At 72.9% G+C, this 16,834-nt stretch carries 14 protein-coding genes and 1 pseudogene; 12 read left to right on the top strand and 3 right to left on the bottom strand.

Annotated features, from left to right (window positions below):
* The 4 genes and pseudogenes from ACFYY7_RS39645 to ACFYY7_RS39660 all read left to right on the top strand — a co-directional run.
* A pseudogene (locus ACFYY7_RS39645) lies at positions 1-165 on the top strand (4-hydroxy-3-methylbut-2-en-1-yl diphosphate synthase); the annotation flags it as partial.
* Between the two features lie 168 nt (positions 166-333).
* A complete protein-coding gene (locus ACFYY7_RS39650) occupies positions 334-1,179 on the top strand; it encodes a GNAT family N-acetyltransferase (RefSeq protein ID WP_388669486.1) in 846 nt (281 codons plus the stop codon).
* Positions 1,180-1,238: 59 nt separating this feature from the next.
* Positions 1,239-1,808: a GNAT family N-acetyltransferase gene (locus ACFYY7_RS39655; RefSeq protein WP_388669489.1), complete on the top strand. Its 570-nt coding sequence runs from the start codon at positions 1,239-1,241 to the stop codon at positions 1,806-1,808.
* A gap of 91 nt (positions 1,809-1,899) precedes the next feature.
* A complete protein-coding gene (locus ACFYY7_RS39660; protein ID WP_388669492.1) occupies positions 1,900-3,600 on the top strand; it encodes a proline--tRNA ligase in 1,701 nt (566 codons plus the stop codon).
* 56 nt (positions 3,601-3,656) lie between these two features.
* Here ACFYY7_RS39660 and ACFYY7_RS39665 read toward each other — a convergent pair whose 3' ends face one another.
* Genes ACFYY7_RS39665 through ACFYY7_RS39675 form a run of 3 tightly spaced genes read right to left on the bottom strand, consistent with a single transcriptional unit; the run spans position 3,657 to position 5,615 of the window.
* Complete coding sequence (locus tag ACFYY7_RS39665) at positions 3,657-4,562, bottom strand: aminoglycoside phosphotransferase family protein (protein ID WP_388669495.1); 906 nt, start codon at positions 4,560-4,562, stop codon at positions 3,657-3,659.
* Positions 4,563-4,590: 28 nt separating this feature from the next.
* Positions 4,591-5,091 carry a ferritin-like domain-containing protein gene (locus ACFYY7_RS39670; protein ID WP_351264836.1) on the bottom strand — a complete coding sequence of 167 codons (501 nt, stop codon included), beginning with the start codon at positions 5,089-5,091 and terminating at the stop codon, positions 4,591-4,593.
* Positions 5,088-5,615 carry a hypothetical protein gene (locus ACFYY7_RS39675; RefSeq protein WP_388669499.1) on the bottom strand — a complete coding sequence of 176 codons (528 nt, stop codon included), beginning with the start codon at positions 5,613-5,615 and terminating at the stop codon, positions 5,088-5,090. Before ACFYY7_RS39675 ends, ACFYY7_RS39670 begins: the two co-directional genes overlap by 4 nt.
* Before the next feature lie 177 nt (positions 5,616-5,792).
* On the opposite strand from ACFYY7_RS39675, the gene rimP reads away from it, so the two are divergent.
* From rimP to ACFYY7_RS39715, 8 genes are all read left to right on the top strand, one after another.
* Complete coding sequence (rimP, locus tag ACFYY7_RS39680; RefSeq protein WP_388669502.1) at positions 5,793-6,290, top strand: ribosome maturation factor RimP; 498 nt, start codon at positions 5,793-5,795, stop codon at positions 6,288-6,290.
* Positions 6,291-6,292: 2 nt separating this feature from the next.
* A complete protein-coding gene (gene nusA, locus ACFYY7_RS39685) occupies positions 6,293-7,333 on the top strand; it encodes a transcription termination factor NusA (protein ID WP_342285450.1) in 1,041 nt (346 codons plus the stop codon).
* Positions 7,334-7,477: 144 nt separating this feature from the next.
* Positions 7,478-7,756 (top strand): YlxR family protein, encoded by a 279-nt coding sequence (locus ACFYY7_RS39690; RefSeq protein ID WP_388669505.1) that lies wholly within the window; start codon positions 7,478-7,480, stop codon positions 7,754-7,756.
* Between the two features lie 147 nt (positions 7,757-7,903).
* Complete coding sequence (gene infB, locus ACFYY7_RS39695; protein ID WP_388669508.1) at positions 7,904-11,032, top strand: translation initiation factor IF-2; 3,129 nt, start codon at positions 7,904-7,906, stop codon at positions 11,030-11,032.
* Positions 11,033-11,200: 168 nt separating this feature from the next.
* Positions 11,201-11,497, top strand: coding sequence for a DUF503 domain-containing protein (locus tag ACFYY7_RS39700; RefSeq protein ID WP_072489324.1), 297 nt, complete (start codon positions 11,201-11,203; stop codon positions 11,495-11,497).
* A gap of 25 nt (positions 11,498-11,522) precedes the next feature.
* Entirely contained in the window at positions 11,523-11,975 is a 453-nt protein-coding gene (gene rbfA / locus ACFYY7_RS39705) for a 30S ribosome-binding factor RbfA (protein WP_124716079.1), read from the top strand.
* The gene (gene truB, locus ACFYY7_RS39710; RefSeq protein WP_356090924.1) at positions 11,972-12,868 is read left to right on the top strand and encodes a tRNA pseudouridine(55) synthase TruB; all 897 of its coding nucleotides are present in this window, start codon (positions 11,972-11,974) and stop codon (positions 12,866-12,868) included. Before rbfA ends, truB begins: the two co-directional genes overlap by 4 nt.
* Before the next feature lie 197 nt (positions 12,869-13,065).
* Complete coding sequence (locus ACFYY7_RS39715; RefSeq protein ID WP_388669512.1) at positions 13,066-16,803, top strand: trypsin-like peptidase domain-containing protein; 3,738 nt, start codon at positions 13,066-13,068, stop codon at positions 16,801-16,803.
* Positions 16,804-16,834: the final 31 nt, after the last annotated feature.

Raw genomic sequence — 16,834 nt, forward strand, 5'->3', positions numbered from 1 at the left:
GCGTCCGGCAACGGCAAGGGGCAGATCTTCGTGAAGGGCGAGGTCATCAAGACGGTGCCCGAGTCGAAGATCGTCGAGACGCTCATCGAGGAAGCTCTGAAGATCGCCGAGCAGATGGAGAAGGACGGCATCGCCTCCGGCGAGCCCGAGGTCTCCGTCAGCTGAACCGATGACTCGCACCACAGCGCCCCGCCCGACGAACCACGTCCGGCGGGGCGCTGCCGTGAGCGACCTCACGGCCTCCCACAACCCCTGTTCACAGGCACGGGCGGCACGGATGAGCCGTGTCGGTTACAGTGCGGAAATCAGCAGACCGCATGGTGAGGCCCCCTCGTGTTGACGCAGACCACCACCCGGGTCCTCGAACCCAGCGACCTCGGAGCCGCTCTCGCCATCCTGGAGAGCGAGCCCGTCGCCAACGCCTTCGTGACGTCCCGGGTCCAGATCGCAGGTCTCGATCCCTGGCGCCTCGGCGGCGAGATGTGGGGCTGGTACGCCGACGGACGGCTCCGCTCGCTCTGCTACTCGGGCGCCAACCTCGTCCCCATCTGCGCCACCCCCGAGGCCGTCCGGGCCTTCGCCGACCGGGCCCGCCGGGCCGGCCGCCGCTGCTCCTCGATCGTCGGCCCCGCCGAGCCCACCGCCCAGCTGTGGCGACTCCTCGAACCCGGCTGGGGCCCCGCCCGCGAGGTCCGGGCGAACCAGCCGCTGATGGTCACCGAGAGCCCGTCCGCCGACGTGACCCCCGACCCCCGGGTCCGCCGGATCCGCAAGGACGAGATGGACGTCCTGATGCCGGCCTGCGTGGCGATGTTCACCGAGGAGGTCGGCATCTCCCCGCTCGCGGGCGACGGCGGACTCCTCTACCAGGCCCGCGTCGCCGAACTCATCGGAGCCGGCCGCTCCTTCGCCCGGATCGACGACGGCAAGGTCGTCTTCAAGGCGGAGATCGGCGCCGCGACCCCGCAGGCCTGCCAGATCCAGGGCGTCTGGGTCGCCCCCGAACACCGCGGCCGAGGACTCTCCGAGACCGGCATGGCGGCCGTCCTGCGCTACGCGCTCGCCGACGTCGCCCCCGTCGTCAGCCTCTACGTGAACGACTACAACACCCCCGCGCGCCGGGCCTACGCCCGGGTCGGTTTCCAGGAGACCGGCGCGTTCATGAGCGTGCTGTTCTGACCGGCCGGCGGGCCGCCCATCCGTACCCCGTTGCCCACCGGGGCCAGTAGGGTCGGCGCATGGCAGCAGTTCCCGGGGGCGGACCCCGCACTCCCAGCGTCCGGATCGGGCCCATCGATCTCGCCGCGCGCGTGGACGAGGCGCTCGCCGTACAGGCCGTCGCCTTCGGCCTGGGGCCCGAAGAGGTCGAGGTACGGCGCCACATCGTCCTCAGACACCTCGACCACCCGCACGCCCGCGCCCTCGGCGCCACCACCCCCGGCGGACGGCTCGTCGGCTTCGTCTACGGAATGCCGAACGAGCGCGGCCAGTGGTGGTCCACCGTCGTCGAGCCGTACCTCCGCGCCACCGGCTGCGTGCACTGGCTCGACGACTCGTTCGTCATCACCGAACTCCACGTCCTGCCGGAGTTCCAGAACCACGGCATCGGGCGCACGCTGATCACCACCATCACCGACGCCGCCGACCAGCCCCGGTCCATCCTCTCGGCCATCGACACCGAGAGCCCGGCACGTGGTCTGTATCGCAGCCTCGGCTACCAGGACCTGGCCCGGCAGGTGCTCTTCCCCAGCGCTCCCAAGCCGTACGCCGTGATGGGAGCCCCGCTCCCGCTGCGTCGCAAGGGCTAGGGCCTGCACCGGCCGCCGGCAATGGATTTCCGCCCACCCGCACCGCCCGGCTAACCTCCTGCACATCACCCTTTCCGAGCAGGAGTTCATCATGGCCCAGGTCCAGCGCATGTCCCGATTGATGATCAAGACACTGCGCGACGACCCGGCCGACGCCGAGACGCTCAACCACAAGCTGCTCGTCCGGGCCGGATACGTACGTCGCACCGCGGCCGGAATCTGGACCTGGCTGCCGCTCGGCAAGAAGGTCCTGGAGAACATCACCCGCGTCGTGCGCGAGGAGATGGACGCCATCGGCGGCCAGGAGGTGCTGCTGCCCGCGCTGCTGCCCAAGGAGGCGTACGAGGCGAGCGGCCGGTACGACGAGTACGGCGACCTGCTGTTCCGGCTCAAGGACCGCAAGGGCGCCGACTACCTCCTCGGCCCCACCCACGAGGAGATCTTCACCCAGGTCGTCAAGGACATGTGCTCGTCCTACAAGGACCTGCCCGTGATCCTGTACCAGATCCAGACCAAGTACCGCGACGAGGCCCGTCCCCGCGCCGGTGTGCTGCGCGGCCGTGAGTTCCAGATGAAGGACTCGTACTCCTTCGACACCACCGACGAGGGTCTCGCCGAGGCGTACCAGCTGCACCGCGCCGCCTACATCCGGATCTTCGAGCGCCTCGGCCTCGACCACCGGATCGTCTCCGCCGTCTCCGGCGCCATGGGCGGCTCCGCCTCCGAGGAGTTCCTCGCGCCCGCCCCGGCCGGCGAGGACACCTTCGTCGACTGCCCCGACTGCGACTACGCCGCCAACACCGAGGCCGTGACCTTCAAGGCGGTCGCCGCGGACGGATCGGCGCACGGCCCCGTCGAGGAGCTGGACACCCCCGACACCCCGACCATCGAGTCGCTCGCCGCTTTCCTGGGCGTCGACGCCTCCGCGACCCTGAAGAACCTGCTGGTCAAGGTCGACGGCGAGATCGTGGCCGTGGGCGTGCCCGGCGACCGCGAGGTCGACCTCGGCAAGCTCGGCGAGCACCTGGCGCCCGCCGTCGTCGAACTGGTCACCGCCGAGGACTTCGAGGACCGCCCCGACCTGGTACGCGGCTACGTCGGCCCGCAGGGACTGGAGAAGGTCCGCTTCATCGCCGACCCCCGCATCGCCGCCGGCACCGCCTGGATCACCGGTGCGAACAAGCCCGGCACCCACGCGAAGAACGTCGTCGCGGGCCGCGACTTCGAGGTCGACGACTACCTCGACGTCGTCGTAGTCGAGGCGGGCGACCCCTGCCCCAACTGCGGCGCCGGCCTCCGGGTGGACCGTGCCATCGAGATCGGCCACATCTTCCAGCTCGGCCGCAAGTACGCCGACATCTTCTCCCTCGACGTCCTCGGCCAGCAGGGCAAGCCCGTCCGCGTCACCATGGGCTCGTACGGCATCGGCGTCTCCCGCGCCGTGGCCGCCCTCGCCGAGCAGACCGCCGACGACAAGGGCCTGTGCTGGCCCCGCGAGATCGCTCCGGCCGACGTCCACGTCGTCGCGGCGGGCAAGGCGCTCCAGACCGAGCTGGCGCTCGACGTCTCCGAGAAGCTGAACGCCGCCGGCCTGCGCGTCCTGGTCGACGACCGTCCGGGCATCTCGCCCGGCGTCAAGTTCACCGACTCCGAGCTCATCGGCGTCCCGAAGATCCTGGTCGCCGGCCGGCGCTCGGCCGAGGGCGTCCTGGAGCTGAAGGACCGCCGCACCGGCGAGCGCGAGGAGCTCACCGTCGACGAGGCGATCGCCCGCCTCACCGCCGGCAGCTGACCCCACGAGAAGCCGCAGGCCCCGCGCACCGCGCGGGGCCTGCGGCTTTCGTCAGCTCACAGCCAGCTCGCGAACTCCAGCGTCAGCTCGCCCTCCTGGCGGCGGCCGGCCGCCAGCGCCCGGGTCCCCGACTCCACCGCACGGAACAGCGTCCAGCCGTGCAGCCGCTCCCGGTCCACGTCCAGCGAATCGGCGAGCCTCTTGATCCTGCGGCGGGCCGTCACCGCGCCGCCGGGGGAGGCGATCAGATCCTCGACGCGGTCGCGGACCAGGCGCGCCAGATCGTAGGCACGCTCACCGACCAACGGCTCGGGACCGACCGTCAGCCACGGCACCCGCTCACCGGCCAGCACCTTGCTCTGCCGGAAGTTGCCGTGCAGCAGCAGGAGTTCGGGGGAGTGGGCGACCAGTGCCTCGCGCGCCGCGAGCGCTGCGGAGACCAGCGGCTCCAGGCCCGGGTCGGCCGCCGCGCTCGCCCGCATCGGCTCGATACGGTTCCCGGTCCGTTCGGCGACCGTCTCGAAACCGTGCCCGGCCGGCGGCTCCACCCACAGCCTGCGCACCGTCCCGGCCGCCTCCAGCAGCGCCTTCGCCTCCGGCAGCGAGCGCAGCGACACCTCGGGGTGCAGCCGCTCCAGCAGCAGTGCGCCGGGGGCGTCCGCGATGAGCCGCACCGCGCCCCAGCCGTTCCAGTGGGCCAGCGCGGCCCGCTCCAGCTCGGGTGCGGCCCCGGGCGGCGCGATCTTCAGCGCGGCCGGGGTGCCGTCGGCACAGGTCACCAGCAGGACCAGACTGCTGCGGCCCCCGGGGGCGGCGACCCGCTCCACTGTCGTGTTCTGCCCGGTGGCGGACAGTGCTTCCTCGGTCAGTGCGGGAAGCCGCGCGAGCCAGTCGGCGGCGCCTTCGTCCCCGTACGACTCGCCCAGCGCCCGCACCAGACGCTGCGGCGGTTCGAAACCCATACGTGCCTTGTTCCCTTTCAGAGCTGCTTCAGTGCGTCGCGCCGGACCCGTTCGTCCCACCGGCCCCGGTCTTCGCGGCCGTCCCGGTCTTCGCGCCGGTGCCTTCGGAGGCCCGCTCGGCGAGCCCGGGAAAGGCTACGCCGCTGCCCCGCCAGCGGACCGCCCGCACCGCGGCCTCCCGCATCGCGTCGGCGGCCTCCCGCCTGAGCGGCCCCTCGGCGGCCCGGACGAGGTCGGAGTACACGCCCGCGACCCGGTCCTCCAGCACGGCCGCCAGCCGCACCGCCGCCGCCGGGTCCGGCACGGCGAACGGCAGAGCGTACGCGGCCTGTGCCGCCACCGGCTCACCGCCCAGTCCGCGCACGGTCCGCACCAGCGCGTCGCGCCGGGCCCGGTGCGCGTGGTGGGCCGCCGCCGCCTCGGCCCGGCGGCCCTCGGCGACCCGGCCGCCGACCACCCCGTACCCGTACACCGCCGCGTGTTCGGCGGCCAGGGCCGCCTGTGCGGCCTTCTGTGTCCCGGCGCTCATGACGAGGTCTCCTTGGCCAGTTCGGTCAGCAGATAGGCGTGGGCCGCGCCCGCCGCCGCGATCGACGCCAGCAGCCGGGCCAGCTCCGGCGGGGCCTCCATGAGGGCCGCCAGGTGCGCGTCCGCGGCACGGCGTTCCGCCGCGGCCAGTTCCCCGACGGCGGCCTTGGCGCCGGTCGCGCGCGAGCGCGTGAAGCCGAGCGCCTGCGCGCCGTCGGGGGCCAGCGCCTTCGCGTGGGCGCGCACGGCGTCCCGCAGCGGCGCGAGCCCGGCGGCGGTCGCCGGATGGGCCCTGATCACGTGCTCGTACCCGCCGAGCAGCTCCAGGCTGGTCCGTGCGGCCGTCGTACGGATCCGCTTCTCCGCCCGTGCCGCTGAGGCCTGCTCGGCCGTGGTCGCCGCCCCGGACCGGGCGGAGTCCTTCCCGCTCCCGGCGCCGTCACCGCAGCCGGCCAGCACCGCCCCCAGGGCGATGGCTCCCGTCGCGGTGAACACACCCCTGCGCGTCGTCCCCGTGCGCCGCACCTGTTCTCCTCTGAGCCTGGCCCTGACTTGACTGGATCTGTCCTGAAGTGATCACCGCAGGCGAGCGTACCCGCGGCCGTGAGGCCGGCGGACGGCAACACCCCTCGGGACCGGATACCCTTTGACCTGACACGCGACGATCCCCACAACAGCACACGCGGCCGAGGAGTCACCCGGATGAGCACCACCGAGAGCGAGAGGCTGCGCGGGCTGCTCGAACCGCTCGTCAGCGCCGAACAGCTGGATCTCGAAGAGATCGAGGTGTCCCGGGTCGGCCGCCGCCGCGTGCTGCGGATCGTCGTGGACTCCGAAGAGGGCGTCGAGCTGGACGCCTGCGCCGATCTGAGCCGCGCGATCTCCGAGAAGCTCGACGAGACCGACGCGATGGGCGACGGCGAGTACACCCTCGAAGTCTCTTCCCCCGGTGCCGACCGTCCGCTGACGGAGCACCGCCACTACGTACGTGCCACGGGCCGCCTGGCCAAGCTCAACCTGCACGAGGGCGGAGAGCTGGTGGCCCGCATCCTCGCCGTGGACGAGGACGGTCTCGACCTCGAAGTGCCGGGTGTCAAGGGCCGCAAGCCCACGTCCCGCCGGGTCGCCTTCGACGAGATCGCCAAGGCGCGCGTGGAGATCGAATTCAGCCGCAAGGACAAGAAGGAAGAGGAGGCGTAGCCGTGGACATCGATGTGAAGCTCTTGAAGGGCTTGGCACAGGACAAGGAGATCCCCTTCGACGTGCTCGTCGAGGCGATCGAGTCGGCCCTCCTCATCGCCTACCACCGTACCGACGGGAGCTACCGCCGCGCGCGCGTGAAGCTCGACGAGCGCGGCCATGTGACGGTGTGGGCGAAGGAGGACCCGGCCGACCTGGAAGAGGGCCAGGAGCCGAAGGAGTTCGACGACACCCCGTCCGGCTTCGGCCGGATCGCCGCGACCACCGCCAAGCAGGTCATCCTGCAGCGGCTGCGCGACGCCGAGGACGACAGGACGTTCGGTGAGTACGCGGGCCACGAGGGCGATGTCGTCACCGGCGTCGTCCAGCAGGGCAAGGACCCGAAGAACGTCCTGGTCGACATCGGCAAGCTGGAAGCGATCCTGCCGGTGCAGGAGCAGGTGCCGGGCGAGGAGTACACCCACGGCCTGCGGCTGCGTACGTATGTCGTACGGGTCGCCAAGGGCGTGCGCGGCCCCTCCGTGACGCTGTCGCGGACCCACCCCAACCTCGTGAAGAAGCTCTTCGCGCTGGAGGTTCCGGAGATCGCCGACGGTTCCGTCGAGATCTGCGCGATCGCCCGCGAGGCCGGTCACCGCACCAAGATCGCGGTCCGTTCGACCCGTTCCGGGCTGAACGCCAAGGGCGCCTGCATCGGCCCCATGGGCGGCCGGGTGCGCAATGTCATGGCCGAGCTGCACGGCGAGAAGATCGACATCGTGGACTGGTCGGACGACCCGGCCGAGATGGTGGCCAACGCGCTGTCGCCCGCACGGGTGAGCGAGGTCGAGGTCGTCGACCTCGGCGCCCGGTCCGCCCGGGTCACCGTGCCGGACTACCAGCTGTCGCTGGCGATCGGCAAGGAGGGGCAGAATGCCCGCCTGGCCGCCCGTCTCACCGGCTGGCGCATCGACATCCGCCCGGACACCGAGACCGATGCCGAGCGCGACGTCGCCGACCGGGAGCGCGCGGAGCGGGCCCGCGAGCGGTCCGAACGCCGCTGATCCGGTGCCCTGCGGGGCGCTGATCCGGCGCTCCGCGCGGACTGCCGGGAATATTTCTCAGCGGCATGCCGCTGAGATCACGACAACATCCGTTCGATTTTTGCCCCAAAGGGGTGAGGTCGGTGCGGGGAGGTAGACTTAGCCGTGTCTGGCCGGACGCAGGCCCGTCCTTGCCCTGAGCGAACCTGTGTGGGATGCCGGGAGCGGGCGGCCAAGAGCGAGTTGCTGCGCATCGTCGCGGACGAGGACGTTTGTGTCCCCGATCCTCGCGGTACGCTGCCCGGCCGGGGTGCATATGTACACCCCGCCTCCGTCTGTCTGGACCTGGCGGTTCGCCGCCGGGCCTTCCCCCGGGCCTTCAAGGCCAAGGGGCCGTTCGACCCCGCCGCAGTGCAGCGGTTCGTCGAGCGGGTGACACCGTAAGAAATGAACGGCACGGGACCCCGTGCGGTCAGGTACCTCGCGAGTTGGAAGTAGGTCGAGATTGCGATGAGCACTCGATGAGTACGCGATGAGTACGCCCATGAAGTAGCGACGGTCCGGCGGTAACCCGGACCTAAAAGGAGCGAAGTGGCTAAGGTCCGGGTATACGAACTCGCCAAGGAGTTCGGCGTCGAGAGCAAGGTCGTCATGGCCAAGCTCCAAGAACTCGGTGAATTCGTCCGTTCGGCGTCCTCGACGATCGAGGCGCCGGTTGTACGCAAGTTGACTGACGCACTGCAGGGGCCCGGCGGCAACGCCGGCAAGTCCGCTGCGAAGCCTGGCGCGCCCCGTAAGGCGACGCCCGCAAAGCCCGCAGCGCCCTCCCCGGCCGCTGCGGCACGTCCCGCTGCCCCGAAGCCCGGCGCCCCGGCCCCCAAGCCGGCCCCCGCCGCCCCGGTGAGCAGCACCCCCGCAGCGCCTTCCGCGCCGGCTGCCGGCCCGCGTCCGGGCCCGAAGCCCGCGCCCAAGCCCGCTCCGGTGACCCCGGTGCCCGCCGCCGAGTTCTCGGCTCCGGCTCCGGCCCAGCCCGCTGCCCCGCAGCAGCAGGCCCCGCGTCCCGCGGGTGCCACCCCCGGTCCCCGCCCTGCCGGTGGCCATGCCCGTCCGGCCCCGGCCGGCGGTCAGCGTGACGGTGGCCAGCGTGACGGCGGCCGTGGCGGCGAGCGCGGCGGCGACCGCCCCGCACGTCCCGCGGGCCAGGGCGCACACCCCGGTCCCTCCGGGCGACCTGGCGGCGCACGTCCGGCCGGTCCCCGTCCGGGCAACAACCCCTTCACCTCCGGTGGCTCGACGGGCATGGCCCGTCCGCAGGCGCCCCGTCCCGGCGGCGCCCCGCGTCCCGGTGGCGGCCAGGACCGTCCGGGCGCCCCGCGTCCGCAGGGCGGCCCCGGTGGCGCTCCGCGGCCCCAGGGCCAGGGCGGCGCCCGTCCGACTCCGGGTGGCATGCCCCGTCCGCAGGCTCCCCGTCCGGGCGGTGCCCCCGGTGGTAACCGTCCGAACCCGGGCATGATGCCGCAGCGTCCCGCTGCCGGCCCGCGTCCCGGTGGTGGCCCCGGCGGTGGCCGTGGTCCCGGTGGCGGCGGTCGTCCCGGCGGCGGTGGCGGCGCAGGCCGTCCCGGCGGCGGTGGCTTCGCCGGCCGTCCGGCCGGTCCCGGTGGCGGTGGCGGCGGTTTCGCCGGTCGTCCCGGTGGCGGCGGTGGCGGTGCGGGTCGTCCCGGCGGTGGTGGCGGCGGCTTCGGCGGTCGTCCCGGCTTCGGTGGACGTCCCGGCGGCCCCGGTGGCCGTGGTGGCACACAGGGTGCGTTCGGCCGTCCCGGCGGCCCCGCGCGTCGTGGTCGCAAGTCGAAGCGGCAGAGGCGCCAGGAGTACGAGGCCATGCAGGCCCCGTCGGTGGGCGGCGTCATGCTGCCTCGCGGCAACGGACAGTCCGTCCGCCTGTCGCGCGGTGCCTCCCTCACCGACTTCGCGGAGAAGATCAACGCCAACCCGGCGTCGCTCGTCGCCGTGATGATGAACCTCGGCGAGATGGTCACGGCGACGCAGTCCGTCTCCGACGACACCCTCAGGCTGCTCGCGGACGAGATGAACTACGTCCTCGAGATCGTCAGCCCCGAGGAGGAGGACCGCGAGCTGCTCGAGTCCTTCGACATCGAGTTCGGCGAGGACGAGGGCGGCGAAGAGGCCCTGGTCTCCCGTCCGCCGGTCGTGACCGTCATGGGTCACGTCGACCACGGCAAGACCCGACTGCTGGACGCGATCCGCAAGACGAACGTCGTCGCGGGCGAGGCCGGCGGCATCACGCAGCACATCGGTGCGTACCAGGTCTCCTCCGAGGTCAACGGCGAGGACCGCCGGATCACCTTCATCGACACCCCGGGTCACGAGGCGTTCACCGCCATGCGTGCCCGTGGTGCGAAGTCCACCGACATCGCGATCCTCGTGGTGGCGGCGAACGACGGTGTGATGCCCCAGACGATCGAGGCGCTGAACCACGCCAAGGCGGCCGAGGTGCCGATCGTGGTCGCGGTCAACAAGATCGACGTCGAGGGTGCCGACCCGACCAAGGTGCGCGGTCAGCTCACCGAGTTCGGTCTGGTGGCCGAGGAGTACGGCGGCGACACGATGTTCGTCGACATCTCCGCCAAGCAGGGTCTGCACATCGACCAGCTGCTGGAGGCCGTGGTCCTGACCGCGGACGCCTCGCTCGACCTGCGGGCCAACCCGGAGCAGGACGCGCAGGGTATTGCGATCGAGTCCCACCTCGACCGCGGCCGCGGTGCCGTCTCGACGGTCCTCGTCCAGCGCGGAACGCTGCGCATCGGCGACACGATGGTGGTCGGCGACGCGTACGGCCGTGTCCGGGCGATGCTCGACGACAACGGCAACAACGTCGAGGAAGCGGGTCCGTCGACCCCCGTCCTCGTGCTCGGTCTCACCAACGTCCCGGGTGCCGGCGACAACTTCCTGGTGGTCGACGAGGACCGTACGGCCCGTCAGATCGCCGAGAAGCGTGCCGCCCGTGAGCGCAACGCCAACTTCGCCCGCAAGGGTGTCCGGTTCTCCCTGGAGAACCTGGACGAGGCGCTCAAGGCCGGTCTGGTCCAGGAGCTCAACCTCATCATCAAGGGCGACGCGTCCGGTTCGGTGGAGGCTCTCGAGTCCTCGCTGCTCCAGCTCGACGTCGGCGACGAGGTCGACATCCGGGTCCTGCACCGCGGTGTGGGTGCGGTCACCGAGTCGGACATCGACCTGGCGACCGGCTCCGACGCCATCGTCATCGGCTTCAACGTCCGCGCTGCCGGGCGTGCCCAGCAGATGGCGGAGCGCGAGGGTGTCGACGTCCGCTACTACTCGGTGATCTACCAGGCCATCGAGGAGATCGAGGCGGCCCTCAAGGGCATGCTCAAGCCGGAGTACGAAGAGGTCGAGCTCGGTACGGCGGAGATCCGCGAGATCTTCCGCTCGTCCAAGCTGGGCAACATCGCCGGTGTGCTGGTCCGCTCCGGCGAGGTCAAGCGCAACACCAAGGCGCGCCTGCTGCGCGATGGCAAGGTCATCGCGGAGAACCTCAACATCTCCGGTCTGCGCCGCTTCAAGGACGACGTCACCGAGATCCGCGAAGGCTTCGAGGGTGGTATCAACCTCGGAAACTTCAACGACATCAAGATCGACGACGTCATCGCGACGTACGAGATGCGCGAGAAGCCGCGAGGCTGATCCACGGGGAACTCCGGGGGACAACCCCCGGAGCTCTCCTCAACAGTCGGGGCCGGTCGACGGGTCGTATTTCCGTCGATCGGCCCCGGCCGTTCCGTGTACGGTTCTGGTGTCCCTGCCAAGCACTGGCAGGGCGCGAACCCGAACCGGCGGGACATCCGGACACACATGTATGTGGGGACACTGTCCTTCGATCTGCTTCTCGGCGACGTACGGTCGTTGAAGGAGAAGCGCTCCGTCGTCCGTCCGATCGTCGCCGAGCTCCAGCGGAAATACGCGGTGAGCGCGGCGGAGGTGGGCGGTCAGGATCTCCATCGCAGGGCCGAGATCGGCCTTGCCGTGGTCTCCGGGGACACCGGACACCTCACAGATGTTCTGGACCGGTGCGAGCGACTGGTGGCCGCACGGCCGGAAGTGGAGCTGCTGTCCGTACGACGGCGGCTGCACAGCGACGAAGACGATTGAGCAAGGCGAAGAAGGAGACGGACCAGTGGCCGACAACGCGCGGGCGAAAAAGCTGGCGGACCTCATCCAGGAGGTGGTCGCCGAGAAACTGCAGCGCGGTATCAAGGACCCGCGTCTGGGTACGCACGTGACGATCACGGACACCCGGGTCACCGGTGACCTGCGGGAGGCCACGGTCTTCTACACGGTCTACGGCGACGACGAGGAGCGGGCGAGCGCCGCGGCCGGTCTGGAGAGCGCCAAGGGCATCCTGCGCTCGGCGGTCGGAGCGGCGGCGGGGACGAAGTTCACGCCCACGCTGGCCTTCGTGGCGGACGCCCTGCCGGGCAACGCCAAGGCGATCGAGGACCTGCTCGACCGGGCGCGCGCCTCGGACGCCCGGGTGCGCGAGGCGTCCTCGGGCGCCACGTACGCCGGTGGTGCCGACCCGTACCGCAAGGCGGATGACGAGAACGACGAGGACACCGCCTCCGAATGACACCGCAGAAAACGCCGGACGGCCTTGTCATCGTCGACAAGCCGTCCGGCTTCACTTCGCACGACGTCGTCGCCAAGATGCGCGGCATCGCACGGACCCGCCGGGTCGGCCACGCCGGCACCCTGGACCCGATGGCGACGGGTGTTCTCGTGCTCGGTGTCGAGAAGGCCACCAAGCTGCTGGGCCATCTCGCACTGACCGAGAAGGAGTACCTCGGCACGATCCGGCTCGGCCAGAACACCGTCACGGACGACGCGGAGGGCGAGATCACCTCGTCCACCGACGCCTCCGGGGTGACCCGTGAGGGCATCGACGCCGGGGTCGCGGCCCTGACCGGACCGATCATGCAGGTGCCGTCCAAGGTCAGCGCCATCAAGATCGACGGCAAGCGGTCCTACGCGCGGGTGCGCGGCGGCGAGGAGTTCGAGATCCCGGCCCGGCCGGTGACGATCTCGTCCTTCAACGTCTACGACGTACGCCCGGAGACCGCCGAGGACGGCACGCCGGTCGTCGACCTGGTCGTCTCCGTGGTCTGCTCCTCGGGTACGTACATCCGCGCGATCGCCCGGGACCTGGGCGCCGGGCTCGGCGTCGGCGGGCATCTGACCGCGCTGCGGCGCACCCGGGTCGGGCCCTACGGCCTGGACGCGGCGCGGACGCTCGACCAGCACCAGGAGGAGCTGACCGTGATGCCGGTGGCCGAGGCCGCCGCCTCGGCGTTCCCCCGCTGGGACGTGGACGAGAAGCGCGCCAAGCTGCTGCTGAACGGCGTACGGCTGGACATGCCGTCCTTCCCGCCGGGGCCGGTCGGCGTCTTCGGACCCGACGGGCGGTTCCTGGTCCTCGTGGAGGAACAGAAGGGCAAGGCCAAGAGCCTCGCCGTCTTCGCCTGAGAGCCTGGTCCCGGGACCATCGTGGAGCGGGCGGGGCATTCCCTGCGCCCGCTCCACGATCCCCCACCATGTTCTGTCCTCCGGACGCCGTTAATTCACCCCGACGGGCAGGCGCTCGGAGTGAATCAGGGGTGCATTCGGGGGCGCTTTTACTCCGAGTGGCCCAGGCGCTGATCATCGGACCTAACGTTCGGACCATGGCAAGCGGGGACCGGGCAGCGCTGGTACGTATCTGCGATTCGGCCGGTCGGCCGCGGGGGACCGGGTTCGTCGCGGACGACCGGGGCACGGTGGTGACCAGCCACGAAGCGGTCGACGGCGCCACCCGGCTCGTTCTGCACGGCGCGGGCGGCCGCAGCCGCACCGTCGAGGCCGACGACATCACCGCACTGCCCGCGCTGGACCTCGCCCTGCTGCACACCGGGGGCCCCGCCGAACTGGGCGTGGAGCCCGCCCCGATCGCCCTGCGGGACCGGATCGACGCCGGTACGTACGTGACGATCGCCGCGCACGGCTGGCGCGAGGCCCGGGTGCTCGGCACCGCCCCCGTGACGTACACCGCGAACGGCCGCTGCCACCGGATCGGCGCGGCGCTGGAGCTGGCGCTCGGCACGGACGGCAGGGACGCGCTGCGGCTCGGCGGAACGGCCGTGGGCGGGCCCGTCGTCGACCCGGAGAGCGGCGCGGTCATCGCCGTGCTGGGCAGCGCGCTGTGCGCCGGGCACACGGGCGCGGGGTTCGCCGTGCCGCTCCGGCCGGCGGGCACCGGAGGTCCGCTCGACGCGCTGCTGCGGTGCAACGCGACGAGCGTTCCCGGGTACGGACGTGACCTGAATCTCGCGGGCGCCCTGCACCTCACCGCGACCTCGCTCGGCTCGGCGACCGGACCGGACGCCTCGCCCGATCCGGTCGAACGCCCGGACGTCATCGCGGAGTTCGCCGCCTTCGCGGCCCCGGACGGCCCCGCCGTCGTCCTCGCCCTCGTCGGAGCGCCCGGCACCGGCCGCACCACCGAACTCGCCGCGCTCACCGCACGCCGGGCGCGCGGCCCGGTGCCCGCACCCACCCTCTGGCTGCGCGGCGCCGATCTGCTGGCCGGCGACACCTCGGTCGCCGACGCCGTCGCCCGTACGCTGCGCCGGGCCGGACGGATCGTCACCGCCGCCGGAGCCGGGGGCGACATGTCGGCCGCCACCCCCGAGCGGGTGGCCCGGCTGGCCGAGGAGTCCGGGAGCCCGCTGCTCGTCCTGCTGGACGGCCCCGAGGAGATGCCCCCAGCGCTGGCCCACGAGTCGGCCCGGTGGACCGCCGCCACCGTCGAATGGCTGCGGGGCAACGGGGTCCGGCTGGTGGTCGCCTGCGGGCCCGAGTACTGGGAGAGCGCCGGTGCGCTCTGCCCGCCCGGCGCGCTCCACCGACCCGCCAGGCCGGCCGGGCGGCTGCCCCTGGCGGTCCGCCTCGGCGACCTCACCCCGGTCCAGGCCCGACGGGCCGCCGAGCGGTACGCCATCCCGCCCGGTGCGCTCGCCCCCGGCCACGACCGGCACCCGCTCACCCTGCGCCTGCTCGCGGAGGTGCGCGCCGCACTGCCCGGGGACGTCGCCGGGCAGCCCGAGACCGAGGAGGTCTTCGCCGCCCACCTGGACCTGATGTGTCTGCGCATCGCGGTCCGGATCGCGGCCGCGTCCGGCCGGGCGCCGGGGGGCGGCGCGGTCCGCAGGCTGGCCGCGCGGGTGGCGGGGCAGGTGCATGAGGCGGCGCGGCGCTGTCTGGGCCCCGGGCAGGGGGAGCTGGGCCGGGAAGCCTTCGAGGAGGTCTTCCCGTGGCGCACGGGCTGGGCGTCCGCCGTCCTCACCGAGGGCCTGCTCGTCCCGGCGGGCGCCGGATACCGCTTCGCGCACGAGGAGCTGGGGGACTGGGTGCAGGGCGCCCACCTGGACGTGGACGCGGCGCTGCACGCGCTGGTGCACCGGTGGCACGCGGACGGGGAGCGCGACGACCGCCGGGTGCCGCGGCCCCGGCAGCCGGGGTCGGCGACGGGCCGGGCACCCCTGCCGGATGCGGTGGTGGCAGGGCGGCGCGCTTTGCCGGACGTGGTTGTGGCAGTGCCGCGCACCCCGCCGGACGCGGTGGTGGCAGTGCCGCGCACCCTGCCCGTACCCCGCCATCGCATCGGCCCGGTGATCCAGGCCCTGCTGCTCCTGGGCCGCCGCCGGGGGCCCGCCGCGCTCTCCCACCAGCTGGCCGATCTCATCGCGGCGCTGGACCGGCTGTCGGCGCAGGCGGACCCGGGCGCGGCGGACACCGCCAATGGCCGCGACGGGGCGGACGGCGCACCGGGGCATGACGCCCGCTGGTGGGCGGTCCGGCTGCTCTCCGAGACCCTGCTCCGGGTGCCCGACGCCCGTCCGTATCTCGGCGTGCTGCGGCTCCTGACCGGCCGGGTGGTGCGCCGGGCCGCCGCGGGCGGGCCGGCCGGGCCGGGGACGTACGCCGCGTTCGGGCCCTGGTTCTGGCGGCGGCTCAGGCTCTCCGAGAAGGACCGGATCGACCTGTTCCGGCGGCTGGTCCCCGCCGACGGCCCGCCCCCCGGCGACCCCCGAGCCGACGGCGACCGCGCCTGCGGCACGTACCCCGGCGACAGTGGCGAGCGGTTCCTGGACGCCGTGGCCCGGCGGCTCGTCGACCGGCCGCGCACCGTGCAGCCACTGCTCTGCGAGTGGTTCACCGACGAGCGGCCGCTGCCCGCCGGGGACGGGGACGCGCTGCGGCCGACCGTGGCTGCGGCGGCCCAGGCGCTCCTCTACGCCCGCCGGGACCTGGCCGTCGACGATCTGACCGACGCGCTCGTCTCGACCCCCCACCCCAGGGCCGAGGAGCTGCTCGCCACGCTGGCCGAGGACGAGCCCGCCGCGCTGTGCCGGGCCGCCCACCGCTGGGCCCACGACGAGGACCGGGGCGCCCGCCGCACCGCCGCCGCCTCGTACGCCCTGATCACCGCCGCCCACGCCACCCGCGACTTCGACCGCGAGCTGCTGCGCGGATCGGCCCTGGCCCTGCTGGCCCGCCCGGCCGACGCCGCTCTGCACGGGGCCGCGCTCACCCTCCTCGTGCAGGACCCGGGGACCAGGGACCGATATCTTCCGCAGGCGCTCCGGGCCTTCGTCGCGGGCGGGCCCGCGCCGTCCGCCGAGGCGCTCGCCGTCGCCCTGCCCTCCCACCCCGAGCCGGTGCTCGCCGCGTACCGGGAACGGCTCACCCGGCCCGACGACGGGGCAAGCGGGACGCTGTGCGCGCTGGCCGGGATCGACGCCCCCGCACTCGCCCTGCACACCGCCGGGCTGTTGCGCGCCTACATCGACAGCCACCCGGACGACGCCGTGCACGCGGCCTCGTACCTCGACCGGAGACTGGAGCGCGGCCCCGCCGCCCGCGCCCTGCTGCTGCCCCTGGTGACCGGGCTGCTGCGGGACCGTCCCGTGCCGCCGCCGGTGCGCGGCGCGCTCGCCGGGGTACTCGCCGCGCCGGGGAGCCCCGCCTCCGCCCCGCTGCGGGAACAGCTGCTGGAGGTCCTGCTGGACTTCGAGCAGGACGCCCACCGGGATCCGGCCGTGCTCGACGCGCTGCTGCGGGCCGCCGCGACCGGCTCCGGCACCCGCGCCCCCGCCCGCACCCGCGCCCTGGTCCACCGCACCGGGACACTGCTCGTCCGGACCCCCGAGGGCGCGGCCCGCTTCGACCGCCGGCTGGTCGAGCTCGCCCGTGACGTGCCCGGATTTGCCGCACTGGTCACCGGGTGGCTGGCCGAAGCCCCACAGGAATGGGCGGCGCTCGTCGGCCCCGCTGCACGGCGCACGATGGAAGCGCTGGACAGCGCGAAGGCGATGCCGATGCAGGCCGCGCGGCGTGAGCATGGCAGTCTTAGACCTGCGTAAGAGACAAACCCACGTACACAAGTTCGGGCGA

The organism is Streptomyces sp. NPDC001933 (genome assembly GCF_042890955.1).
Lineage (GTDB): Bacteria > Actinomycetota > Actinomycetes > Streptomycetales > Streptomycetaceae > Streptomyces.